Origin of the sequence: Nostoc sp. CCY0012 (assembly GCF_963920855.1) — a bacterium.
Taxonomy (GTDB): domain Bacteria; phylum Cyanobacteriota; class Cyanobacteriia; order Cyanobacteriales; family Nostocaceae; genus Cyanocohniella.
The window spans coordinates 12,963-38,072 of the sequence record NZ_CAWUDM010000006.1; the positions used below are offsets into that span (position 1 = coordinate 12,963).

Consider the following 25,110-nt stretch of genomic DNA (forward strand, 5'->3'; position numbering starts at 1 on the left):
GTGGATGAGAGAGTTAGTTCTTAATAATGATTAAGTTAATAGAGCCAGAAAACTACGTAAATTTCCAAGATCCTGATTTATTGATTTCAGTTGATCAAGTTTCTAAAAAATTCTGTAGAAATCTCAAAAAGTCTTTATTATATGGTCTTCAAGATATTGCCACAGAATTATTAGGAGCTAATAGAAAGAGCGATACTTTGCGTCAAAAAGAGTTTTGGGCGCTTAAAGATGTCAGCTTTGAATTACGGCAGGGAGAAGCTCTTGGTTTAGTAGGTTCTAATGGCGCTGGCAAAAGCACACTCTTACGTATCATTAGTGGTTTGATTAAACCCGATACCGGCTGTATAAAAGTAAGAGGGAGGGTAGCTCCATTAATTGCCTTGGGAGCAGGATTTAACCCTATATTGTCGGGGCGAGAAAATATTTATGCAAATATGGCAATTCTGGGTCTATCTACTAAAAAAATTGCAGAGAGATTTGAAGAGGTAGTAGATTTTTCTGAGATTGGAGATGCTATTGATGCACCTGTACAAACCTATAGTTCAGGGATGGCGGCTAGACTGGGATTTGCTTGTGCAGTTCATGTAGAACCTGATATTTTATTGATTGATGAAGTACTAGCAGTAGGAGATATCAAATTTAAAATTAAGTGTCACAAAAAATTAGCACAACTGCGGAAAAATGGCACAGCTTTTATCTTAGTTTCTCATAACTCCCATAGCATTCTCAACGTTTGTGATTCATCACTTTATTTATCAAAAGGTCAATTGATTACGTCTGGTGAAACAGAAAAAGTAATTAGTAAATATGAAGAAGATCTATGTTTAAGTGGAACTGAAAGTGCTTTAGGAAAAATGGTTTTCCCTGAAAAGCCACTATCCGAGAATTTAAGTTTATGTATTACTTCTATTTTTTTTAGAGATGAACAGGGTAATTTACTAGAAACACTGTTTTCTGGTGAACCTGCCTATTTATGCGTGGAATGTAAATCTTACAAAAAAATAGACCAAGCCAACTTAGGTATAGTAATCAAAGCTTTATCAGGAGAAAATGAACGGGTTCAGTACATAACCTCTCACTCCGATAACGAGGATTTAACAATCCTCCCAGGAAAATCAGAAGTCCAGATGTATATGCCATATTGCTCCTTCATTCCTGGTGTATATACTGCAAAAATTTATATCAAAAGAGATGTGGAGACTTTTGATATGGTTGAATCTTTTAGATTTACTGTCAAGAGCGACAAAACAATTAATAGAAGTTTATTTTATCAACCGCATACATGGCAGGTGCTTAATCAATAAATTAAAACATCAAAAATGAACAACCCCCTACTCAGTATTATTATTCCCACTCACAATCGACCTCACCTAGTAGCTCATGCTGTTAAAAGTGCCCTTGAGCAAACTATGGATGATTTGGAAGTGATTGTGGTTGATGACGCTTCTACACAGCCAATAGACTTACCTACTCATCCTCGATTGCGGGTGATTCGTCTATCGCAACCTCATGGTGGTGCGGGAACTCGTAATGTCGGACTGGAAGCCGCTTTGGGTCGATGGGTAACATTTCTAGATGATGATGATCGTCTCCTTCCCCATATGGCAGAAGTATCGTTAGAGGCGTTATCGCAAACAACCCTACCCCCACCTGTGGCTGTAATTTCCGGTTTAGAGGAAGTCAACGCTCAAGGAGAAGTCTTGAGTAAGCGTTTACCACCGCCAGTCCGGCCACGCGGTGTGCATTTCTTTCTCGAAGAACTCGAACCCGGTAAATCTTACAATACCAAGCAAACCCTGGTAGTTGAGCGTGAAGTGCTACAAAAAATTGGTGGTTGGGATAACGAGATGCGATCGCGCGTTCACTCAGAACTCTTTTTACGACTCAACCCCGCTTGCTCAATTATTGGTCTACCTAACATCACCTATCAGTTATATAACCACGGGGAGCAAAGAGTTTCACGCAATCCCATACTCCGCCAAGAAAGTTTTTTACGCCTAGTGCATAAACATCGTTCACTTTTCCAAGCCCATCCGCAAATGTTTGCTAAGTTTGTCTATCAACACGCTAACAAATGTTACGAAATGGGTTTAAAACGTGAAGCTTTCTACAATTTATGCTGGGCAATGCAACTAGATCCACTGCACATAGTGCCTCAATTTGCTGTCAAAATTTATAGATTTTTTTGAATGTGTACAGCAAATTAATCTGTAAATGTCACACACAGGGTATTGGGCTATTGGTGGCATTAAACTACAATAGGGCTTGCTGAATAAACGAAAAACCTAGATAAAGCACAATACGGTTCACTTAAGAGAAAAAGTAGGTTGGGTTAAGCGATAGCGCAACCCAACAAAGTCTTGAGGATGTTGGGTTTCCTGAAGTCAACCCAACCTACCACTAATTGTAGTTTTTAGCCTTAACTGAACAGTATTGAGATAAAGCAAGAGATTCGGGGGGATAAAAGAAAATAAAGTGCAAAGAAAAATGATAAAAATGCGTAAGACAAAAAGCCTTACGCACAATACTTTTTAATTGTTATTCGATTGCATTAACTAATTCACTCCCTCCACACCAAAGTAATTAGCTAACGTCAACACAACCTCTTGAGTCAAACCCTCAGATAACTCTGGTAAATAGATACGAATGGCATTCCTCACAGCCGCATCAAATTCGCCAGTATTAGCCGTAGCATTACGGACAAATGGCTCAATTAAACGGATTAATTCGTAACTGCTACTTAAGTCAGTATTTTGAATTGCTCGGTCTAGGGGTGGGGCTGTGGGGTCAGGGAACTCTGGGAGGATGCGGCTGACGAAGGTGACGCGGTGGAAGATGCGCCAGCAAGCGGGGCCGCCTTCGGGTTGTTGTGCTTGGCGGAGTGCTTGAGCATTAGGTGAATTACTTTCCTCTAACCAGATGGGATCGACAACTTCATTAAAGAAAGCGTCATAATTTTGTGTATCTGGGGTGAGGTAGAAGCTCAAGAAACGATAAGCGTTGACTTTACCGGGAGCATCCAAAGGATTACCATTGGCATCAAATTCGCGGATGGGGCGATCGCCTTCATCTCGCACCAAGTTACCTCTTTCATCTAGCCTAAATCTCTGTAAATCACCTGGAGTATCATTTCTCAGGTCGATTCTAAAAGATTGGCTGGCTTCTTTGGTTTTGGATTTGGTGAGGTTTAAACTACCACCAAAGGATGCTTTAGTTTCTACGTTTAAACTGATACCAACTACTTCTCCGGTGGCGGCAGCGCTGAAGGTGGCATTACCTGTGAAATTATACGCTCCACTTGTACTTTCTTGCTGTACATCCGTGGTTTCTGTGGATTCAGCGAAGAGTCCACCATCGGCTGTCCAGATGTAACTATTGACTAAGTTACGTTTGCTGTATTGCGCTGGTAAATCGTTGTTGGAAGTTAAAGCATCGATTAAACCGCCTGCGGCAATTCCTGCGGCTGCTACAAAGGGTGCAGCTGCGCCAGCAACTGAAGCCCCGGCGATCGCGCCTGTGAGTCCTCCTGCTAAGACACCAGTTGCACCGGGGGGTGTGGTGCGGAAATCTTCGTAGAAGGTACGTAGGCGAGTTTCTTCGGCTTGAATGCGTTGACGCAGAATGTAAGCTTCGCTGGGTTTGAAGTAGCTGTACTCACCGTAGTTGATAGCTTCGGGATAATCTGGGTCTAGGACTTTGCCGTTTTGGTCGTATCCCACAGCACCATCTAGTGTGCCTTGTTTGGTGTAACGGGGGTTGATGGGGAAGGGGATGATGTTGGTATCCTTGGGAATATTAGGATTGGGAACCATGCGGAAAGCGACTAGGGCGCGGTTATGTGATAGGCGAATGGCATACATATCCGCAGTTTCCGATTCTACCAGGGCAAAGCCAACGTTGGAGGGTTGGTAACGGCGAGGCATGGCTTTATTTAGCCGTCGGTCAATATTTGGATCTTCCCAAGCGCCACCTAATCCTACAGTAGTCATTTTACTGACATTGGTGATGTTGGTTTGTTGCTGGTTACTCGACCATTTCAACTCGGTGTCTAATTTAGTTGAAGCACCTAATTGAATCCCACCAGCCACAATGTCTCTAGTGATAATACCGAAACCCAAAGGAGCAACGACACCATCGATATTCTGACTAACTTCTCCTGTTATGGATGCTTCAAAGGAAGAGGTGAAACTACTATCTTTACTGGCTGCAATGGTGTAGGAAACGCTATCTGCTTCCACAAATTCTACAGAAGTGGTATCAACGTAATCGCGTAAGGAATCATCAATTGGCCCGGCGGTCAAGTTTTCCGAAGGAACGGGGGGCGCACCTTCAATGAAGCCTTTGATTTGGGGGTCAAATTGGACTTGACTAATCCATTCGGTAATTAAGTTACCAACTTTGTAACCTGTGAGCAAATACCAATGACTGTCTTGGATGAAAGCGTAACAGCGTTTGTGTACACCGGTGATTTCGCCATTGTTAGCAGTTTGGATATCTGCATATTCGGCGATCGCCGGACGGCTGGTAATATGACTTTGGTATCTGTTCCTGACGCTACCTAACGCATTCCTCACTAAAGGTATGTCATCAGATAGGGGTGCGCGGGAAAAGGTATGTTGAATATCGGCATTCTGACTAGCAGTGAGGTGGTGTCCTCGCAAACTGCTGTCGTTGACGGTGTTAACTCTACCTGCGGTTGTGGGGTCAGATTCAAACTCGTAGTAAGCTAGCAGGTTTTCTCTTTCGCCTTGGAGTTGTCCAAACAAGTTATCGAGAATTTGTTCTTGGGTGCGGAACTGTTTCCAAATGCGGACTTCATCAATTGCTCCCCGAAAATCTCGACCCAAGGTAAACTGATTTTGTGGCAGGGTGACAGCATTGAGAGGGGCAATCTGGGCTGGGATACCGTTGATGTATAAATCTAGTCTGGTGGCTGTGGGTGCAGGGTCAGCAACCCAAGTTGCACCGATGATTCTAGCTTCATCGTTACCGATTAAATTGGTGGTAGTGTTACCGAAACCTTCGTTAATGCGCCACTCACCTGCTAATTTATTGCGATCGCTATTAGTTTGGTGTAATTCACCTATACTTAGCGCCCGGTTCCACACCCGCAAGCTGCTGATGGTTCCCAACAGATAACGGGGATAGCCATTAACAATTCTTGTACCTTGGGGTATGCCATTACACCTACCTACTTCTAAAGGTTGTAAACTGCTTACTGGTTTACCGCTACCTGAGATAGGTTGACTTCTCCGTAATTGTCCGTCCCAATACAAGTTAACTGTGTAGCCATCGTCAGTTTGTCTACCTGTGACGGCAATGTTTACCGGAGTACCAGGGGTAGGTGCGTTAACGGGGGCAATGATTAGGCGTGATTGTTGATTATCTTCATAACCAAAGCACAAGCTGTAGTTTGTCGCCGAATCTCGTCTGACGTATAGCCAAGCAGTGAGTTCGGGGTTGTCTCTACCAATTCTACCTTTTTGCAACAAGGGGTGAAACATTTGATTGTTGTTAGGTAGAGTGACAGTCAATTCAATGGTTAATTCGTTGTCTACCCCTAAACCAACTTGATTACCACAGTCTAGGTAATTATCTACACCATTAAATCTCAAGGCATAGGCTTCGGCGTAGGTAGCGGCGACGTGTTCCCAAGTAGTTGTCCATATTGGTTCGGTGGTGGTGATGTAGCGGTTTCTCACCCCAGCGACAACGTTATAGGCGGTGAGTCCTGATTCTACTCTGGAGAGACTGCCGAAAATTTGCCCATCATTGGCGGCGTTACCAGTGCCATCGCTTGCTGTTCCATCTTCAAAGTGATAGTAAGCCCGCAGTCCTGCTTCATTGCCATCTAAACGACAATTTTTGGTGTCATTAATTTCTCTTTGGCTACGTACTTTCCCCCAAATCCGGATTTCATCAATTGCACCTTGGAAGTAAAACTGTCGGGAAGGATTTTCAATTGTTCCAATTAGTAATACCCCTGTACCTTGGTAAGCGGCGGTGGCGATATCTTCGGCAACTACTTCGCCATCTCTGTAAATAATGCGTTTGCGGCTTTGGGCATCATAAGTACAAGCCCAGTGATGCCAATTGGTATCGTTAGCGACATCAGTTGGTGTATTCAAATCATTGCCAAAGAAAGCGAAGGAGAAGACTCCATTTTGCCGGAAACCGAAGTGTAGTTGGTTATTATTGGTAGGTCTTCCTTGGGTGAGAACTGCGGAGAAGAAAGCATTGAGGTTGGCGGAATCTCGTCTAGCCCAAAATTCGATGGTGAAGGATTGATTCGCCAAGTTCAGGTTAGCGGCTTGGATATAGTCACTTTGTCCATTGAATCGCAAGGCAGAATTTACAGGCTGTCCTTGAATCCCTAAAGAATATCTAGATGTGGGGGAATTTTGGGAGACAATCCAAGTGATGTTACGAGAGATTTCTTTATCAGGACGAATCCAAGCTTCTAGGGAAATGTCGCCTTGATTTGATAACTCGTTCGCATCACCGCTTAAATGTCCACTACGAATTTGCAGCGCATTTCCTGGAGTGTCAGAAATCCAGGCGTTGGGTTGAGATAAGCCAGTCAGGGGACGGGTGGCAAGATTTTCAATGTTACCTGCGTTGGATACCCCAGCTACTTCTACCAAAACAGAACCAAATTTGAGATTATAAGGAGCATTCATCAGCTCGCCTGTGTTGCTGAAGCTGCTGTAACTGTCATAATCGTATTCCACCAAGTTGATGGTTGTACCAGCAGGTAAAGTGCCTGTAAAGGTAATTTCGCTAATGCTAACTTCTTTTTCCCCTGGTGCGATCGCTTTCCTTAAAGTCAGAGTTCCTGCACCAATTACCAGGGTTGCACCTTGTTCGTAGCGTTGAGTCGCAGGTTCCGCCAGGGTAATTATATCAACCGTACCTGTGACATCTGCACCCAAACGACCGAGATAAACCACATCCCGCGCCTGTCCACTCAATACCCTTGCCAATCCCATCGGGTTGCGGGGGACTCGTTGCCAAGTTTCGGTAATTTGCAGCAAGCTATTTTCTATAGTGACATTGCAAGTATTGGCATCTTCCCCGTCGGTAATTCTCACCGTAGTAGTATCAGGATTGGCATCACTAGCCATAATCACTTTGACTTCACTACTTCCCAACCCTGGAGAACGTTCCCGCAGTTGCACGCTATCAGAAAGTAAAATGCTAGCACGGGCAACATTGGTGTTGTAACTAACAGCAAAAAATTGGTCTGCATCACCCCGGAAATACAACCGCAGCATTCCGTTAGCACTTTCAAATAATTGCGGTGCATCATTTGTCCAAGCAAAATCTAGTAATCCCCCCACTACATTGAAACCATTGGGATCAATATGGATTAAGCGCATGGGGAAAGCAAATTTACCTTGCAATTGGGCGCGTAAATCTGCTAGTTGGGCTTTGATGTTTTGCAGATGTTCTGTTTGTGTTGTCATCTGCTTATTTAAGTTAGGAATAATTACCGTTTGAATGTTGGTAATGTGTTGGTTGATAGCCTCGATTCGCAAGTTATGAGCATTCAGTTGATTCTGAAAACTGTCTGTATGACGCACCCTCGCACTCATGTAATTACTCAGAAAATAAGTGCCGCCTAATCTACTATCTTCCTCATACACTGCCCGTGGAAAACCTCGGAAGTTTGGTTCCCTATACAGCAGAATGTACGTACCCGGATCTGGTTTCACGGAATTAATTACAGATGGTAATGTTGGGTATTCACCTATTTGTAATCTTTGTCTAACACCTGTAAATCTATGGCCAGAATATCCTGTAATACCCCGGCTTTTATTTAGATTTGCTCTCGATAGTTCACTGTTTTTCCTCTCTACGATTAATCTTTGGATTACTGCTTGTTGATTAGCAATTTCTTGATTGAGAGAATCAATTTCCCGTTGGGTATTGAGAATTTCTGTTTGTTCTAATTGAATTATTTGGTTGATAAAGGTATTCGGGTCTTTTGTCGTTGTGTCTATCAATGGTAGATTGATATTGTCGGGAATTTGCGATAAACGACCCCGTTTACTGACAGCAAAGTCCAGGACAGCTATTTTTTTATTGTCATCATTTTCATGTGCTGTGGATACCGCCACCAACACACGGGCATTTTGCTTGATGGGTGCGGGTGTTCTATCATGTCCTGAAGATACTTCCTCTTGCTGATAATACAGCACAGCCGAGATACCTTTACCTGCCACAGTGCGTTCATCAAATCCAAAACTCGTGCGTTGGATACCTGGATTATCGCCTACAGGTGCGTCAGATTGTACCCACTGCGCTGTTCCTTCGACACTACCATGATTGAGTGTGTCTGTGCGATCGTAAACTGTTGTACCGTTACCTTCATCAAATTGCCAATAGGTAATTAAACCAGGTTCATTCCCCGCCTTGCGAAACTTTTTCGTTTCTTTAACTTCCAGTTCTGAACGTTCTCGTCCCCAAATCGATAATTCATCAACAGTTGTCACAATAGGTAAACCCTCTTGGGAACCACCGGACAACGAACCGACGTTTCTCCCCACAACCATGTAAGTTGTCGTTTCGGTAGTCGTGGGAAACAATAAATATTGATTTTCTTCCCCTTCACCGTTAACAACTGCATCCCCTACCTGAATTTTCACCACACCAGAATTTGCAGGTGCATTTATGCCATCTGGAGCCGGAGCCAGAGAAATACTAATATGATTCCATTCTCCCATTCTGATGACATTAGCCGCAGAAGTGACTGTCTTGGAGTTAGCAGTAACGTGAATACCGTAACCAGAAAGGAATTGTCCATCAGTATTTAACTGAGTTTCTACCAAGCTAATTTGGAAAACTGCTGCTGGTGTTCCTTCTGAGTAGATTACACCAGTAGTTTCTGGTTTAATCCAAGCCGAAATATTAAACTCTTGTTTGTTGATGACTTGGGCTTTACCTGCAATATAGGTATCTGCATCTAACTTTATAGCTGATTCTGCATAACCCATTTTCGTAAACGCGTCTGGACTTTCCGTACCTTGAGTATTGAAAAATCCATCAGCAGAACGTTCGATATTGTAAGCATCAATTCTGTTAGTCCGTTGATTATGGACAAATATCTGCCAACGTTTAATATCAGGAATACTCGTTGGGACTTGCAAAACTGTAAACCGTCCATCAACCAAATTCTCGACAAAACCTAACTCCATAGTTGGTTCAAAAAATGGGCGATTATCCATATCTGTAGCGCCGAGAGTATCTTTAGCCCCATTCTTGAGAATTTTATGGCGACTGCGACGATAGCGGACTTCTCTCGCTGTTTTTAGTTGCGTACCAGCGAGAATGAATCTGTCTACTAAGAGGGTTTGATCGACAATCGGAATGGGTGTTTGTCCATCAGAATTAGTGACAGTGACGTTATCAGGATGATTACCATCAATAGACTGTCGGAACAAGTAAATATATTGTCCATCACTCAAAGCTTGAAACGGTGCATCTGCTGTTAGCCTTGCGGTTGTAGAACGGAAGAAATCGATTTCGGAAATATTAACCGCAGGCTGACCATTACTTCTCACTGTCGGTAAAACTTTGTTGGGAAGAATCCCAAACCCGACTTGAGTAATTTCGTTAGGAAAAATCAATTCTTGGGGTGTAGATGACCAATTTCTGGCATCAATTGGATTGGGATCATCTTGTTGATCAAGTACAGTGTAATATATCCGGCGATCGCTATCCATCGCTAAGGACATCAATACCCCTGTATGTTCTATCAGAGTTGTGTACTGATAAGCTTTATTAGCGTATGTTTGTAAATAGTTGTCCCATTGGGGTTGCATATTTTGCTCCTAGTTATTGGTTCAATTCATGATTATTCAAAAAGTTTCAAGGTAAAAACTTACACAAGATCCTCTATATGTAAGTTCTATTATTGGGAATAAATATAGTCGAAAAGCCTCAATTTTGAGTTACAGACTAATCTTGAGAAACAGCAAGGTTAGGTAAATTTAATTACCAGCTTGCTTGAGTGAATAGTTAACAAAAATTTCTGCTGAAAATTGTGTAGAATGCTACAACTTTATGCAAATAAGGCAATTAATTGGCAATATTTTGTTCCAGCACATATTGTTCAGATAATTTATTAAAGTCTTCATCAGTTCGACTCCTTAATTACAGGTGTTATGTTATCTTTATAGGATTTACCAAAATAAAAGTCGATACAGAAAAGTTAAGGAATTAAAAGTAGAAGCCAACTTAACTTTTACAGCATCAATATTAAGTAGAGTTAAATATGCAATTTTTGACACGATAACAATTATTTTTCCAGTAATCAGAAGGCAATTCTTTTGTCTGCTAAGTCAGTTTTGCAAGATGTGCGTGATCAAATTTCCCGCAGCCGAGGGCGATCGCTTGGGGGTTAATCTGGAGTTGAATGCAACGTTATTTCGTCACAAAATGATTGACACTTGATTTGAAAACCTGTAAATGAGAGCAAATACAGCATATTTCAGGCTCGCCTGTTCTGGTCGAAATGTTCCATCGGGATATCCAGCAATAATATTTCTTTGCGCTAAACGGTTAATAAATGGTTGTGCCCAATGGTCAGGTGGCACATCAGGAAAACTCGTTTGCGCTAAAGCAACAGAACTTAAACTTGCTGATAATCCTAAAGTTAAAAAAGACGCACTTAAGGCTGATAAGTCAGATAAAAAAGACATTTAACTTCTACCTCCACCCTATTCTGTATATAGTTTTATATATACAATTATATTTTTTTAGTTTGCCTCAGTTATCTATCAAATGATTTAAAAATTATATCTAAAGTGATAAATTATGGTATCGTCAGTGATTTTAAGATTATATCAAGAGAAGGAAGTAAAAATAAAGGAAGATTTATAAAATAAATAGTGTAGATTTGGGGAAAATATTAATATGGCTCTTTATAAATTAAGAGATTTTGCTGACGACTATAGAGATGCTGATTTTGATAATTATGAAATCAGAGATTTTGATGTTTATTCAGATATCAGCAATGATAAAGTTGGCACAGTCAAAGATATATTAGTAGATGATGCAGGGCGTTTTCGCTATTTAGTAGTTGATACAGGTTTTTGGATTTTTGGTAAGAAAGTTTTACTACCTGTTGGGCGTTCTCGCATCAGCTATGGTGATCGAACAGTCTATGCTACAGGGCTTAGTCGGGAACAAGTAGAAAGCTTACCTGACTTCGATGATTTAGAACGGATTGATTACGATTATGAAGAGCAGGTACGCGGAGTTTATCGTACTCCATTGGCAGAGAGATCCTTAGACACAGGAACACCTTTAGAAGCTTCAGCACCCTTGGATACTCCACGAGCTTATGCTGATACTACACCAAGGGCAACTACACCTGCACCTACTTATGATCGCAATACTTATACGTATGAACGAGAACCAGATTTGTACGACATGAGTGAGCAAAATCACCAAAACCTCAAACTTTACGAAGAACGTTTAGTTGCGAATAAGTCCCGTGTGAAGACAGGGGAAGTAGCAATTGGTAAACATGTAGAAACCAATCAAGCAGCAGTTTCAGTTCCCGTGGAAAAAGAAAGAGTAGTAATTGAACGGACTACACCTACGGATGCAGGAAGAAAAGTTGCTCCTGGGGATGTAGACTTCCGCGAAGGTGAAGTTGCGCGCGTGGATGTTTATGAAGAAACTCCTGACATCCGCAAAGAAGCCTTTGTTCGAGAAGAAGTCAATGTGACGAAGGTTACAGAACAGGATTCAGTTGAGGCTCAAGAAACCCTTCGCCGGGAAGAATTAGACATTAATAAAGATGATCAATTACGGAACAGAAGGAGCTAGTAGCGCGGCCTTGGAAGTCAAAAGGAGCCAGTGCCGTGGGTGGGTTCCCCGACTTGTAGCAACTGGCGTTCAAAAGGTTATCAATTAAATTGATAGCCTTTTTGTTTATTTACAAAAATTAAAAAACCCGCCGAAGCGGGGTACCACACAACAAAACTATGAACTATAAACTTTTGATTTAGCGGAAATATTGAATTTCTGCTTCTAGTTGATGAATCAACTGGGTGTCGCCTTTAGCCTTGGCTACTTGCAAACGATGCTCTAAGCTCTTTTGAATATTCACTCTATGAGTTTCTTGTGCTGTTCTCAAAGTTTGTAGTCTACTTTGACTCATAGTAACTAACTCCTATAATTTTTATTATGTCTTGTATTGCTAACATAACATATATTTTGTAGCTGTCGATACAGAAAATTATGTCTTAATATATTTTCATTATCTAGCTATGTCCAAGTATCAAATCAGTCCATCATCGCTCCTTGTCCTGACAAGCGATTTTGGCGATCACGATGTCTATGTAGGTGTAATCAAAGGTGTAATTGCCCAAATTAACCCCTTGTTAAGTGTAGTAGACTTAACGCACCAAATTCCGCCTCAGAATCTTGCCGCAGCTAGGTTTTGCCTGATGAATGCTTACCCTTATTTCCCCGTGGGAACAGTGCATATGGCAGTGATAGATCCAGGCGTGGGAAGTAAACGACGAGCGATCGCAGTAGAATTGGCGCAAGGGTTCCTGGTAGGCCCAGATAACGGGATATTTAGTGGCGTACTCAGTCAAAGTCCAGCCGTTACAGCCGTTGAACTCACAAATCCCCATTATTGGCGAACTCCTGAACCTAGTAACACTTTTCACGGTAGAGATATCTTTGCACCAGTAGCAGCACATCTGGCCAGTGGTGTGCCGATCACAGAGTTGGGACAAGAAATCAATCCAGAAACCTTGATACAGCTGAATATAGGTGAGTGTATTCAAACAAATACTGGCGTCACAGGATGCATTCAATATATTGATTACTTTGGCAACTTAGTCAGCAATATTCCCGAAATGTATGTGCAGGGTAAAACTTGGTGTGTGCAAGCTGCTGGGCTGTCCATACCAGGATGTGCAACTTACAGTGATGTGAAAGTGGGAGAGGTAGCCGCTTTAGTGGGGAGTCATGGCTGGGTAGAAATAGCCATTAATGGCGGTAATGCCCATTCACAATTACAGATAAATTTGCAAGATGCGTTACAAGTCTTATTTTTGGAGAAAAACCAAACCACAGAAAATTGATAGAGTTAAAGTATAGTAGCAGCAATTTTGACTATGACTACACAAACAATATCTACACCAGAAGTTTATCAAGGTCAGTTTGGCGACTTTACCATCGATCAGAGCGATCGCATAGGTGTAATTATCTATCGTACTGGTTTAATAGTAGCGGCAATCAGCTTTGCCATAGGCAGCGCTTTGGTTTTGTTCAACAATAATCCTACTACCATCGCTGCCTTGACACCTCTATATGCCTGTTTTAGCCTGGCCCTGGGCGTGAGCTTAATCACTATTCACATCTACATGGCATTACTGCACCGACTATTACAAGTTTTTTGGATAATTGGTAGTATTACCGCAGTAGTTTTTGCCTTTTCTAGTAGTGAACCTTTAGCAGTGACAATTTACAACCAACCTCTAACATTATTTGGTGTTGGTTTTACATTTGTGGCCTTAACAGGCATCTTTTTTAAAGAAGCTTTCTGTTTTAATCGGTTGGAAACAAAAGTATTAACCCTCACAGTACCTTTGCTGTTATTGGGACATTTAGTAGGAATTTTGCCAACTCAAGGGGAACAAATTTTATTAGGAATTTGGGCAATTTTATTGCTAGTATTTGCGGCGCGTAAATCAGTGCAAGTAATTCCCGCAGATATTGGCGATAAGTCTGTATTTGCTTATTTACACAAACAAAAATCCGCTAAAATCTAAAGTAAAATCATCAAAAATCCAGTTCAGACAACATCGATAAATGTGGACAACTACGGCTCAGGGATGGTTAATATTTCTGGTAATCATCGCTGTTGCCATATTTTATATCATTACTCACTTATACTCATTTCTCGCCGTAACTGCTCCCATCAAATCAGCAGATGCATTAGTCATTGAAGGATGGATATCAGACAACGCGATCGCTCAAGCATATACTGAATTAAAAAACGGCTCTTATAAATATATAATTACCATAGGAAGTGACGTAGAACAAGGTTCATATTTAATTGAATACAAAAACTTTGCGGAAATTGCCGCAGCAACGTTAAATAAAATGGGTGTCCCCAAAGAAGATTTGGTAGTTGTTCCCAGTCAAGCCGTGGTGAAGGAGCGGACTAATGCATCTGCTATATCATTACTTCAGTGGTTATCACAGGCTAATTTACCCATAACATCCATAAATTTATTGACTTGTGATGCTCATGCCCGCAGAAGTTGGATCATATTTAAACATAGACTGGCTCCCCAAATTAAAGTCGGGATAATTGCTACTGAACCAGCAAATTATGACCCTGAAAAATGGTGGAATTCTAGTGAAGGAGCGCGGGTAATTTTATCGGAAACCATTGCATATATATATGCTCAGTTTGTTAATTGGGAATCCTAATGTGGGAATACTCAAACCAGTAGACTGAGGATGACAAAGTGGGAGAAGAAAGGGCATATTGGCTGGCTTGGGCGCAAATTGCTGGAATTGGCCCAGTGTTACTGCGACGCTTGCATCAGCATTTTGGTACTTTATCTACAGCTTGGAATGCCAACAAAGCCCAGTTAGCAGCAGTGGAAGGTTTTGGTGGGCAAACATTAGAGAAAGTCGTTCAACAGCGATCGCGTTTACATCCCGAAACATTACTCACTCAACACCAGCAAGAAAATCCTCATTTTTGGACACCAGCCGACGCAGATTATCCCCGTTTGTTACTGGAAACGCCTAGTCCACCGCCCATGTTGTACTATCGCGGTGAAGTTGATTTACAAGAAAATCTCGGACAAAAGCCGTTAGTGGGGATTGTGGGGACACGCCGCCCTTCCGATTATGGTATTCGTTGGACGCGGCAAATTAGCACAGCTTTGGCGAAAAATGGCTTTACAGTGGTTTCGGGGATGGCTGAGGGAATCGATACAGAAAGCCACCTAGCCACCATGAAAGCAGGGGGAAGAACGATCGCAGTTTTGGGAACTGGTGTAGATGTGATTTATCCTCAGAAAAATCGGGATTTGTATAAACAGATTTTGAGTCAAGGTTTAGTAATCAGTGAATATCCCGGCAAAACTCCACCTGATAGAACTCATTTTCCCCGGCGTAACAGAATTATTGCAGGTTTAAGCCGCGCTATTTTGGTCATGGAAGCCCCTATAAAATCCGGTGCTTTAATTACTGCTACCTATGCCAACGAATTTGGCAGAGATGTCTATGCATTACCGGGAAGAATAGATGATCATCCATCCCAAGGGTGTTTAAAATTACTCAGCCAAGGCGCTTCGATGATTTTGCGGGAATTAGATGAACTTTTAAAGATGTTGGGAGCCATACCACAACTAGATGCTGTTGACACATCACCAATTCCCGAAAAGCTAAGTGTGCCTAATTTATCACCAGAACTGCAACAAGTCATAGATGCGATCGCCTGTGATATCTTACCATTTGATTTTATTGTCCAACATACAGGCATGAATGCTGGTGCGGTTTCCAGTGCTTTATTACAGTTGGAACTGATGGGATTAGTCTCGCAACTACCGGGAATGCGATATCAAAAAAGTTAAACTGCCAATTTTCATTAAAGCAAACGGCTAGACCTATCTTCTGCTTTGTAGACAAGCCTGTAATCATCAAAAATAGTTAAAAGCAAGTATTAATGAATCCCAGACTGTACGCGCCACAGACTGGTATAATTCGTCATTGCGACCGTAGGGAAGCAATCTCAAAGCCTTAATTTTCGTAGCGAGTGCGTAAGTCCTAAATAATTTATAAATCTTTTATAGGAAATCAGGAAATCACATCATAATGGCGAAATTTAACTACAAATCATCTCGTTATCTCTTCAAGACAATTTTTTTGATTTCCCTTACTGCTTTGGGAACAATGGTAATGATACCATTTGGTGTTGAATCTGTTGTACCAAAAAAATCTAATTCCATCTCTCCTTTTTGTAAAACTTTATCGGAAAAATTTAGTCCCTTCGGTGCTGCTCCCGATTTATCAGTAGCATTAGGTAAGGCGATCGCCGAAGGAGGTAATCTGAATCAACCCTGCGATATCTTGGATGAAAAGTGGCTACCGCTCAACGTTTTACTATCCACAGACGAAACAGAAGCACTGGCTGAAGGTTTAATCCAAACTGGGGTAAATGTCAACGCCAAGGATGGGAAAGGAGATACTCCCCTACATTATTTAGGAAAATCTGAGAAAAATGCGCGATTACTTCTGAGTAGAGGAGCAAAGGTCAATGTCCGGAACCAAAATGGTAATACCCCACTCCATAATGTTTTTGGTGAAAAAACGGCGGCTGTAATCAAACTTTTGATAGATGGGGGTGCTAAGGTTAATGCTAGAAATCAGGAGCAAATGACACCGCTACATCTTGTTCCCAATTCCGGAAAAGCAGATATTACCGAGCTATTGATTCGCAGTGGTGCGGATATAAATGCCCGTAGCAATCAAAACTGGACACCACTACACTACGCAGCATCTCATCTAGAAATCGCCAAGAAACTAATCGAAGCAGGGGCGGATCTAACTATCCAAAATCGTCAAGGGGCTGTAATTCACTCTCAGGATATTAACCCCACAGTACTACAACTCCTACTCGATCGGAGAGTTGATGTTAATCTCCGCAATGCTCAGGGACAAACTCCGCTCCATGTGCATCGTTTCCAACCTTCTTTGATTAAACTGCTGGTGGATCGAAAAGCCAAAGTTAATTTGCAAGATGCTGAAGGTAAAACCCCTCTGTATGATGTCAACCTGGAAGTAGCTCAGTTACTGGTTGCGGCTAATGCAGATTTAAATGTTCAAGATAATTTAGGAAGAACACCTCTACACCAAGCAGTATTGGAGGAACAAAGTTTCTTTGGCCCGGAATTGGTAACACTATTTCTCAGTAAAAATGCTAGGGTTGACCTCAAAGATAAGCAAGGTAAAACTGCTTTAGACTTAGCTCGACAACTTAATAAAACCCAAATCATTAATTTGTTAGAGCGACATATCACAACTAAAAATTCTGCTGGTAGTGGAACAACCACAACCAAAGCCACAGCAAAACTCCAGCAGTTGCTCAATTCTCAAAACTGGAGTGCTGCCGATCAAGAAACCCGCCGTCTCTTATCACCTCAAAAAGACCTCTTTGGACCGAACGCTGCCACTATACCTCTAGATTTAATTCAAGAGATTGATCGAGCTTGGTTAGGAGCTAGCGGTGGAAGGTTTGGACTCAGTGTCCAAGCAAAGATTTGGCAAGAGGTAATAGCATCTCATCCGAACAATTCCGAAACTGCCGCCAATACCTTTCGAGATCGCGTCGGTTGGAAACTTCAAGTTCCTCGGATCGAAAACGATTTCATCAGCAGCGACTGGTTGAATGAATCCGAACTCAATTATTCACTGCAAGCTCCTGTAGGACACTTACCCTGGGCTGGTGTTTCAGACGCAGCCGTACTATCGGTTGCAGTTCCTGGCCCTGGAGAACACTGTGGTAGCTGTACCATCGATGCAATGTTTCTGCGAGATGGGCGATTCTATAAATATCTGCCTCAACTTTTTGCACGGGTTAAAATGGCATTGAATATTTCTGTGCCGAAAAAATAATCAGAAGCAAGAAAATGTTGAGCTAGAAGCAAAACAAAACTGGGCCAAGTAGAGAAAGAGTTGGAGTAGCAATTCCTGAGCGATCGCCACAAAGCCTGAGTGTAGGGATGACGCAAATTTCCTGTAGTGAAATCAACAGTATTTGCTACTTCCAGAGTTGTCCCCGCATAAAAAACAGCCACCTTATCCGCCACTTGCAGCGCTGCTTCCAATTTTTGATGATAAAGTAAACTATATTTTAGAGAAAGCAAAAAAGGTCAATATTTTGCCTTCAGAATTTGGGTTGCAACAAATGCGGCAATTACTACAAGTTTTTCAAGCAAATCTGATGGCTAAATATAAGTATATACCCAAGCCTTATACTGGTCGAATTACCCTCTTCTGTAGCAGTGAACAAATATTAGAAGGAACAAAAGCTCCGGAATTTGGGTGGAGCAAATTAGTAACTGATGATTTAGAAATCCATGAAATTCCCGGCAATCATTATACTATTCTTCAGGAACCTTATGTTCAAGTTTTAGCTGAATATCTGGGATATTATCTGAAAGGAATTTAGAATGATTTTGTGGGATAGTCCATCAATAAAATTGGTTCTATGACACTACGAGTACAAATCCTCAAGAATAAATTTAGTCAAAGTTTAGGACTACCTTTTCAAGAATTACTACCAGAATTTGCAATAAAAAATCAGGGAAGTTGTAAAAAAGCGCAGAAATCAAGAAAACTTCGTCAGCAATCCTAAAATTCGTTTTGATGTTGGTGTTAACAGAGTACGACGATAAGCATCTGCGGCTTTTTTAATAGCTTCTGCTTGAGTTGGATAGGGATGAATCACACCAGATAACCCATTTAAACCAACCTTATTCACAATTGCTGTAGTCACTTCACTAATGGTTTCCCCAGCATGACGCGAAACAATTGTGGCACCTAAAATTTGATCTGAACCTTTCTTGTGGATAATTTTCACAAAACCGTCTTCTTCACCATCTGCGATCGCTCGGTCTACACTACTAAAAGGAATCTTGATTGTATTGATATCAAAACCCTTTTCTTGAGCCTCCTGTTCATACATCCCCACATGGGCAATTTCTGGGTCAGTATATGTTACCCAAGGCATTACCAAACTACTCAACTTGGATTTCCCGAAGCCAAAGGGAGAAAACAGCGTATTCTTAATCACAATCCGTGCTGCTGCATCAGCCGCATGAGTAAACTTCCAATCCATGCAGATATCACCAGCCGCATAAATCCTGGGGTTTGTTGTCTGGAGGTAATCATTGACTTTTACCCCCTGACGTTGGTCATACTCCACCCCAACCGCTTCTAAATTTAAACCTTCAACATTCGGGGCGCGTCCTGCACCAACTAAAATGTCATCAACAGTAATAGACATTTTAGAACCATTGCTAAGAAAGTTGATTATCTTTCCTTCAGGAGTTTTTTCTACACCTAGTATTTGGCTATTCAAAACTAGGTGAATACCTTCGCGGATCAAAACATTCTGCACAATTTCTGCGGCATCCCGATCTTCTTTATTTAATATGTGAGAACCGTTATGAAATAAGATGATTTGAGAACCTAAACGTTGGAAAGCTTGAGCCAATTCACAACCAATAGGCCCACCACCAATTACAGCCAGACGTTTCGGAAGTTCCGTGAGTGAAAAGACAGTTTCATTAGTCAGAAATCCAGCTTCTTCAATTCCCTTAATCGAGGGACGCACGGCTCTAGCACCAGTAGCAATTACAGCTTTTTTAAATCGAAGTTTTTGATTGCCAACTTCAATAGTATTGTCACTAGAAAAATGACCACCACCTAAAAAAACATCAATTCCCAGCTTTTGAAAACGATGAGCCGAATCATGATGGCTAATACCCGACCTTAAACGACGCATCCGTTCCATAACTGCCGGAAAATCAACGTCTATTTTTTCTGGAGGATTAATTCCCAAAGCCTTTGCCTCCCACATTTCGCCAACAACGCGAGAGGAACGGATAATACATTTGGAAGGCACACAACCGACATTTAAACAATCCCCACCCATCAAATGTTTTTCAATCAAAGCCACTTTTAATCCCACATCTAAACCTGCTGCACCTGCGGCGACAACTAATCCCGCCGTACCAGCACCAATCACAACTAAGTCATAACAATCAGCAGGTTGAGGATTAACCCAATCAGGTGGATGAACATAGGAAATAAGTTTTTGATTATACTCATCCATTGGTGGTAGAGTAACTTTTTGAAATGCAGAACTTGACATAAATTAACTCCTTCAAATATTAATAATTGTGTAATTATTCCATCTTATGCTGGAAAGGAATATTACAAACTAGGTTAGTGATTATTTCGGCACGCTAAGGGCGAACGAGCCTGATATTATTACGAATTACGAATTAATCTGTTCCCCGCACGGGATAATTCCTTGGCAAAACAAAGTCAATAGCAGAGAGCATATCTGATATGGGTGGACGACCAAAAGGTGCGCTATTTACGGCAGCATAGAAAAGTGTACCGTCTGGTTTGACTAAGAAAAAACCAGGTTCACAAAATAAAGGAGGTTCTTTTTCAAATGCACCTTTGGAAAGATAAAGTCCCCAACTACGAAATAAGTCTATACTAGCTTCATAACCAACGGTGAGATTTTTAATTTCCCATTCTGTAATTGATTTTTGAGCATCTACTTGACTGTCGCCACTAATAGCGATCGCCTCCACTCCAAGGTTAGTAAAATCATCTAGAAGTCGTTCTAGTTCCGCTAAATAATTGTGGCAAATTGGGCAGAACCAACCCCGATAAAAGATAATTAATGTGAAGTTTTGGGGCTGCTGCTCAGACAGTTTCCATAGTTTACCATCAAGAGTTTTTACTTCCAGTTCTGGCACTTGAGTACCAGTGAGTAATTTGGTTGTGTTTGTTGTTATCATTGTTTTTTTACTTGTTTAATAAGTGTGAAGCAATACAAAAGCACAATTAACTCATACTGAAATTATTGATTAATTCAGGTTGATTTGTCTATTTTCATCATTGTCTGTAGGTTCTAACACTTCTTCTTCTAACGCTTTACGAGCAACTTTTGTCACATAAATTGTCACAGCAACTGTAGCGATAAAGCCGATAATCCGAATCGCCCACTGTACACCAAGATTCCCAGGTTGGGATTCAGTACCAATCGTGGCAATACTACCAGCTAAAGAACCGATATAAACATACATAATTGTGCCGGGAATCATGCCAATGGAAGCAAGAATATAATCTTTAAGGGAAACGCCCGTTACACCATAAGCATAGTTCAACAAGTTGAAAGGGAAGATAGGAGAAAGTCGCGTTAACAGCACAATTTTTAGTCCTTCCCTCCCCACAGCTTCATCAATTGCCCGAAATTTCTGATTCCCGGCAATCTTCTTAGCAACCCATCCCCTAGCCAAATAACGTCCGACCAAGAAAGCGGCGGTAGCACCTATAGTTGCACCAATGAACACATAAAGCGAACCCCAAACCACGCCAAAGACCACACCTGCACCGAGTGTGAGGATTGAGCCTGGTAAAAAGGCAACAGTAGCAACGATATAAAGGAGGATAAACGCCAATGCTCCTACAGCACCAAGACCATCAATCCACTGCAAAGCATTTCGCAACCATACTTGGGGATTAAATCCGGCAGCATTCTGAGCAGATTCTTGTCCCCACGCTGGTTCTGTAGCTAAGATTAACGTGACACTCAACGCTGTCAGCATGAGAACAGCAAATTTGACTAACTTCTGCCAAATTCTCGGCGGTATATATGCAATCGTTGGCTTTTGTCTTGGAGGAAATAGCAAATGAGTGGTCGTAGGTTGTAACATGGGTGACTTCTCCCGATTAAATAGTTGTATTTACAGCTTTTTTGGCTATGTGCGCTAAATATAGAACAATTTTAAATCCTTCTTGGGCTACTGCTTTATCAATCGCTTTGAACTTAACATTACCCTGAATCATCCTGCAAATTACATCCCGACACAAGTAATGTCCAATCAGAAAAACAAAAGTTGCAGCCATGAAAACATAAACTGACCCCAAAACCACGCCGAACAGCAAAGCACCAGGAATAAATAGTATCGTTGCCAAGTTGTAAATAACTATAAAAGCAAATGACTGTCAACCCAAATCAATGAATTTCGCAAAACTTATTGAACATTAAATTGTTTTACAGCGACAACTATTACGGCAACTGTAATACTAATAAATAGCAGTTTGACTAAGGAACTGAATCGGCGTTTTTGTGGGGTTGTCATTTTATGAGTCTGTAATAGTAATTTTGGCTTCTCCTAGATATAAATTAGGACTTTTTTCATTGTCGGGAAAAGTTGTGACCCCAAAAGAATAAATGTCATCATAGCGGGGATTTTGCTCAACTCTTAAACTAAGAGTAACTAAGTTTCCTGGTTGTAATGGCTGATCAAATACCAAAGTTACTTGATTCATATCTGAAGATTGAATACCACCAATTGGTGTTAGAGATATGGAAGTATCACCTGCTAATTTGTTGCCTGAAAAAGCTCGACTTTGAGCTACATTAAACTTAATGATTTCAGAGCCAGGATTTTGATTAATGGTGACAGCTTTTAGGGCATCAGGTGCATTTTCTGGAACTACAATCGTAAAATAGTAAGTTGAAGCAACATTACGCTCTTTATGGGTAGCACCAGAGTTAATTAATCTCGGTACTCGATTAAATACTGTTGATTGCTGTTCTCTAAACATTGATTGTTGAGATGAATTTATTTGTCGTGCTTGCGCTGATAAATTCACAGGGTTTAATCCCATAATCATCCCTAATAATACAGCGCTTGTGCCTACTTGTTGAGTAATTTGGTGTAACATAATGTTCTCCTTTGTTATTTAATTAGCCAATTTAGAACTTACGCAAAATTGGCTAAAAAACTTGGTTGAGTCAACTATCAACTCTTGTGGTAAAAAATGCTGGCTACAGCACTAATTAACTAAGAATTAACGCATCTTTCAAAAATACTTGTCTGGTGATTACAGACTTCAATAAGAATACGAACCTCAAATCAAAATGGATGCGCTTAAAATCAATGCTCCTGGTTTCAGTAAACTTTGAAGCGTAACAGTTTTCACCCGCTTTCTTTCCACTCTATTGACTGGACAGTTTGCGTTTAAGGATTTTTTAGCTACAGAGCAACAAGTGTCAGACATTTATTCACCTGTCTTAGAGCGCAGATTGAATCGTGTCTGCATACTGTTTTTTAGGTTTCAAACCTACGATTCGTGTCAATGTTTGCTGCTGTTTAAGTAATACTACTGTTGGTGCGCTTCTGACACCATAGTCAATTGCTAACTCAGGTTCTTCGCTCATATCAAGTTCAACCAAATGCAATTTACCTGGGTTTTCCTCAGCTATTTGATGTAGCACAGGTTTAAGTGTTTCGCAGGAAGGACAGTAGGGGGCTACAAATTTGACAATGATTAGCTGATCGGATTTCTGCATCAACCAGTCAAAAGCTTCTTTTCCTGTGAAGAAAGTTTGATCAATAGAAAAAGTTTCTTGCATATTTATCTCCTTGTAATTGTGACAAAAAATACTTTTTAGGCAACGGAAGAAACAAAGTTTGGTGTTCCGCCTACCGGAGACAATCGCCTTTGTGACAACCACCTCTCAGCCTCCAGTGCTGCCATACAACCCGTACCAGCTGAGGTAATTGCTTGACGATAAACATAATCCTGTACATCTCCAGCAGCCCAAATACCGGGAATATTAGTAGCGGTACTTTTACCTTGAGTCTTGATGTAACCAGCCTCATCCAGTTCTAATTGATCCTGAAACAGTTGCGTATTGGGGGTATGCCCAATGGCGTAGAATAAACCACTTACGGCTAAATCAGAAACTGCACCAGTGAGATTATCTTGAACTTGGACACAGCGTAATATGCGATCGCCTTCTACACTGATGGGTGAGCTATGCCAGTGGATGTGAATTTGGCTGTGATTAAATACACGCTCCTGCATAGTCTTAGAAGCCCGTAAACAATTACTCCTTACCAATAAATGAACCTGACGGGCATATTTAGTGAGATACAGAGCTTCTTCTATAGCCGAATCACCACCACCAACCACGGCTATGTCTGCATTAACGAACAAAGGATTAGCCCCATCGCAAATCGCACAGGCAGAAATCCCGTTATTCCAGAACTTTTCTTCACCCGGTAGATGTAATCTTTTCGCAGTGGCTCCCGTACAGATGATTACAGCACGAGTCTTAACTTCTAAGAGATCATCAGAAGCTACAGTAAAAGGGTATTGAGAAAAATCTACAGCAATAACATCATCGGTAATTAACTTCGCACCCCAGCGTAATGCTTGTTGGCGAATCTGTTGCATTAACTTTGGCCCTTGAACTCCTTCAGGAAACCCAGGATAATTCTCAACCTCGGTCGTAGTCATTAATTGGCCGCCGGGTATTCCCCCAGCACTGAAACCTTCAAATACCACAGGGTTGAGTTGAGCGCGTCCTGCATAGATAGCGGCTGTATAACCAGCAGGGCCAGAACCAATAATTACTAGATTCTCTACCATGATTCACCTAAGCTCCTACAAACCATTGAGTACCAGTAAATAAGTAATATGCCCCAGTTAAAATCAGCGCCAAACTGCCAAAGCGGATAATGCCCTCGGAATGTTTCAACAACTTGTTGCTTTGTTTCGCCAGTCCCGTAAATAAACTCGCCAGGAAAATCAAAATTGTATAACCCAGAGCATAACTAACCATTGTCAGTGTCCCCAACAACTGAGAACCTGATGCAGCCGCCGCAGCCAATACAGCAAACAGCACCGGACTAGCACAAGGGGAACTCACTAAGGCAAAAGTCAAACCTACCCCATAAGGGCCAGCCTGGGGGAGATTCACATTCATCTGCGGTAAAGGTAGTTTTACCACTCCCATCAACCACAGACCCATGACAGCCATAATTAGTCCGACGACAATATTTATATAGCCTCGGTACTCCACCATAACGGCTCCGGCGAAAGATGAAACCAAGCCAAACAAACTTAAAATCGTTACTGCTCCCAAGACAAATAAACCAGCCTTAGTAAAAGCATCCCAACGAGATTTAATTTTCAGTGTACCGATATAACTGAGGTTGACTGGTAAAAGTGCCAATATGCAAGGTGAAACACTAGCAATTACCCCACCAATAAAGGCCAAAGGCATTAATACAAGGGGATTTGCTGTATTTTGTTGATCAAACCATTGTTGATAACGATTTTCGACAATCGAAATCACGCGTTCAATTGGATGACTAATTACAGGCCCCAGTGTGATTACTAAAATCAGGGATAATAATCCCAATCCACCGTAAATTAGCCATTTTTTCGAGACTTTAGAACGCCGGGAACTCTTATGCTCAGTGGATGACTGAGGTATTCGTGTCATTAAATTATCCT

General features: G+C 41.4%; 21 protein-coding genes. 9 read left to right on the top strand and 12 right to left on the bottom strand.

Annotation, left to right across the window (positions count from 1 at the left end):
- Nucleotides 1–26: 26 nt before the first annotated feature.
- Nucleotides 27–1,304, top strand: a complete 1,278-nt coding sequence (locus tag ACM0OS_RS02520) for an ABC transporter ATP-binding protein (RefSeq protein WP_414541575.1) — start codon at nucleotides 27–29, stop codon at nucleotides 1,302–1,304.
- 15 nt (nucleotides 1,305–1,319) lie between these two features.
- Nucleotides 1,320–2,189, top strand: a complete 870-nt coding sequence (locus tag ACM0OS_RS02525) for a glycosyltransferase family 2 protein (RefSeq protein WP_414541576.1) — start codon at nucleotides 1,320–1,322, stop codon at nucleotides 2,187–2,189.
- Nucleotides 2,190–2,555: 366 nt separating this feature from the next.
- Here the strand turns inward: ACM0OS_RS02525 and ACM0OS_RS02530 are convergent, their stop codons facing one another.
- Together ACM0OS_RS02530 and ACM0OS_RS02535 are read right to left on the bottom strand one after the other, a co-directional pair.
- On the bottom strand, nucleotides 2,556–9,824 hold the full coding sequence (locus ACM0OS_RS02530; RefSeq protein ID WP_414541577.1) for a LamG-like jellyroll fold domain-containing protein: 7,269 nt from the start codon (nucleotides 9,822–9,824) through the stop codon (nucleotides 2,556–2,558).
- 609 nt (nucleotides 9,825–10,433) lie between these two features.
- A complete protein-coding gene (locus tag ACM0OS_RS02535; protein ID WP_414541578.1) occupies nucleotides 10,434–10,703 on the bottom strand; it encodes an S-layer homology domain-containing protein in 270 nt (89 codons plus the stop codon).
- Nucleotides 10,704–10,917: 214 nt separating this feature from the next.
- Between ACM0OS_RS02535 and ACM0OS_RS02540 the strand changes: the two genes are divergently transcribed.
- Nucleotides 10,918–11,838, top strand: coding sequence for a DUF2382 domain-containing protein (locus ACM0OS_RS02540; protein WP_414541579.1), 921 nt, complete (start codon nucleotides 10,918–10,920; stop codon nucleotides 11,836–11,838).
- Between the two features lie 178 nt (nucleotides 11,839–12,016).
- Here ACM0OS_RS02540 and ACM0OS_RS02545 read toward each other — a convergent pair whose 3' ends face one another.
- Complete coding sequence (locus tag ACM0OS_RS02545) at nucleotides 12,017–12,172, bottom strand: hypothetical protein (protein WP_414541580.1); 156 nt, start codon at nucleotides 12,170–12,172, stop codon at nucleotides 12,017–12,019.
- 109 nt (nucleotides 12,173–12,281) lie between these two features.
- Here ACM0OS_RS02545 and ACM0OS_RS02550 point away from each other — a divergent pair, with 109 nt between their 5' ends.
- The 5 genes from ACM0OS_RS02550 (at nucleotide 12,282) to ACM0OS_RS02570 (ending at nucleotide 17,664) form a co-directional block, all read left to right on the top strand.
- The gene (locus tag ACM0OS_RS02550; RefSeq protein ID WP_414541581.1) at nucleotides 12,282–13,109 is read left to right on the top strand and encodes an S-adenosyl-l-methionine hydroxide adenosyltransferase family protein; all 828 of its coding nucleotides are present in this window, start codon (nucleotides 12,282–12,284) and stop codon (nucleotides 13,107–13,109) included.
- 33 nt (nucleotides 13,110–13,142) lie between these two features.
- Nucleotides 13,143–13,799: a DUF2301 domain-containing membrane protein gene (locus ACM0OS_RS02555; RefSeq protein WP_414541582.1), complete on the top strand. Its 657-nt coding sequence runs from the start codon at nucleotides 13,143–13,145 to the stop codon at nucleotides 13,797–13,799.
- Nucleotides 13,800–13,839: 40 nt separating this feature from the next.
- The gene (locus tag ACM0OS_RS02560; protein WP_414541583.1) at nucleotides 13,840–14,466 is read left to right on the top strand and encodes an ElyC/SanA/YdcF family protein; all 627 of its coding nucleotides are present in this window, start codon (nucleotides 13,840–13,842) and stop codon (nucleotides 14,464–14,466) included.
- Between the two features lie 38 nt (nucleotides 14,467–14,504).
- Complete coding sequence (gene dprA / locus ACM0OS_RS02565; protein ID WP_414541584.1) at nucleotides 14,505–15,623, top strand: DNA-processing protein DprA; 1,119 nt, start codon at nucleotides 14,505–14,507, stop codon at nucleotides 15,621–15,623.
- A gap of 241 nt (nucleotides 15,624–15,864) precedes the next feature.
- Nucleotides 15,865–17,664 (top strand): ankyrin repeat domain-containing protein, encoded by a 1,800-nt coding sequence (locus ACM0OS_RS02570; RefSeq protein ID WP_414541585.1) that lies wholly within the window; start codon nucleotides 15,865–15,867, stop codon nucleotides 17,662–17,664.
- Here the strand turns inward: ACM0OS_RS02570 and ACM0OS_RS02575 are convergent.
- Nucleotides 17,610–17,915 carry a hypothetical protein gene (locus tag ACM0OS_RS02575; RefSeq protein WP_414541586.1) on the bottom strand — a complete coding sequence of 102 codons (306 nt, stop codon included), beginning with the start codon at nucleotides 17,913–17,915 and terminating at the stop codon, nucleotides 17,610–17,612. The two genes, ACM0OS_RS02570 and ACM0OS_RS02575, sit on opposite strands and share 55 nt — an antisense overlap.
- Nucleotides 17,916–17,929: 14 nt before the next feature.
- On the opposite strand from ACM0OS_RS02575, the gene ACM0OS_RS02580 reads away from it, so the two are divergent.
- Nucleotides 17,930–18,220, top strand: coding sequence for a hypothetical protein (locus tag ACM0OS_RS02580; RefSeq protein WP_414541587.1), 291 nt, complete (start codon nucleotides 17,930–17,932; stop codon nucleotides 18,218–18,220).
- A 159-nt stretch (nucleotides 18,221–18,379) separates the two neighbouring features.
- Here the strand turns inward: ACM0OS_RS02580 and ACM0OS_RS02585 are convergent, their stop codons facing one another.
- The 8 genes from ACM0OS_RS02585 to ACM0OS_RS02620 form a co-directional block, all read right to left on the bottom strand.
- Entirely contained in the window at nucleotides 18,380–19,927 is a 1,548-nt protein-coding gene (locus tag ACM0OS_RS02585) for a mercuric reductase (RefSeq protein ID WP_414541588.1), read from the bottom strand.
- Between the two features lie 133 nt (nucleotides 19,928–20,060).
- Nucleotides 20,061–20,591: a peroxiredoxin-like family protein gene (locus tag ACM0OS_RS02590; RefSeq protein ID WP_414541589.1), complete on the bottom strand. Its 531-nt coding sequence runs from the start codon at nucleotides 20,589–20,591 to the stop codon at nucleotides 20,061–20,063.
- 69 nt (nucleotides 20,592–20,660) lie between these two features.
- Complete coding sequence (locus tag ACM0OS_RS02595) at nucleotides 20,661–21,401, bottom strand: TVP38/TMEM64 family protein (RefSeq protein ID WP_414541650.1); 741 nt, start codon at nucleotides 21,399–21,401, stop codon at nucleotides 20,661–20,663.
- A gap of 124 nt (nucleotides 21,402–21,525) precedes the next feature.
- Nucleotides 21,526–21,771, bottom strand: coding sequence for a hypothetical protein (locus tag ACM0OS_RS02600; RefSeq protein WP_414541590.1), 246 nt, complete (start codon nucleotides 21,769–21,771; stop codon nucleotides 21,526–21,528).
- Nucleotides 21,772–21,939: 168 nt separating this feature from the next.
- Nucleotides 21,940–22,527: a DUF2808 domain-containing protein gene (locus ACM0OS_RS02605; protein WP_414541591.1), complete on the bottom strand. Its 588-nt coding sequence runs from the start codon at nucleotides 22,525–22,527 to the stop codon at nucleotides 21,940–21,942.
- A gap of 349 nt (nucleotides 22,528–22,876) precedes the next feature.
- A complete protein-coding gene (locus ACM0OS_RS02610; protein ID WP_414541592.1) occupies nucleotides 22,877–23,218 on the bottom strand; it encodes a thioredoxin family protein in 342 nt (113 codons plus the stop codon).
- A 35-nt stretch (nucleotides 23,219–23,253) separates the two neighbouring features.
- Nucleotides 23,254–24,240, bottom strand: coding sequence for a thioredoxin-disulfide reductase (gene trxB, locus ACM0OS_RS02615; protein ID WP_414541593.1), 987 nt, complete (start codon nucleotides 24,238–24,240; stop codon nucleotides 23,254–23,256).
- A 7-nt stretch (nucleotides 24,241–24,247) separates the two neighbouring features.
- Nucleotides 24,248–25,099 (bottom strand): cytochrome c biogenesis CcdA family protein, encoded by an 852-nt coding sequence (locus ACM0OS_RS02620; RefSeq protein WP_414541594.1) that lies wholly within the window; start codon nucleotides 25,097–25,099, stop codon nucleotides 24,248–24,250.
- Between the last annotated feature and the right edge of the window lie 11 nt (nucleotides 25,100–25,110).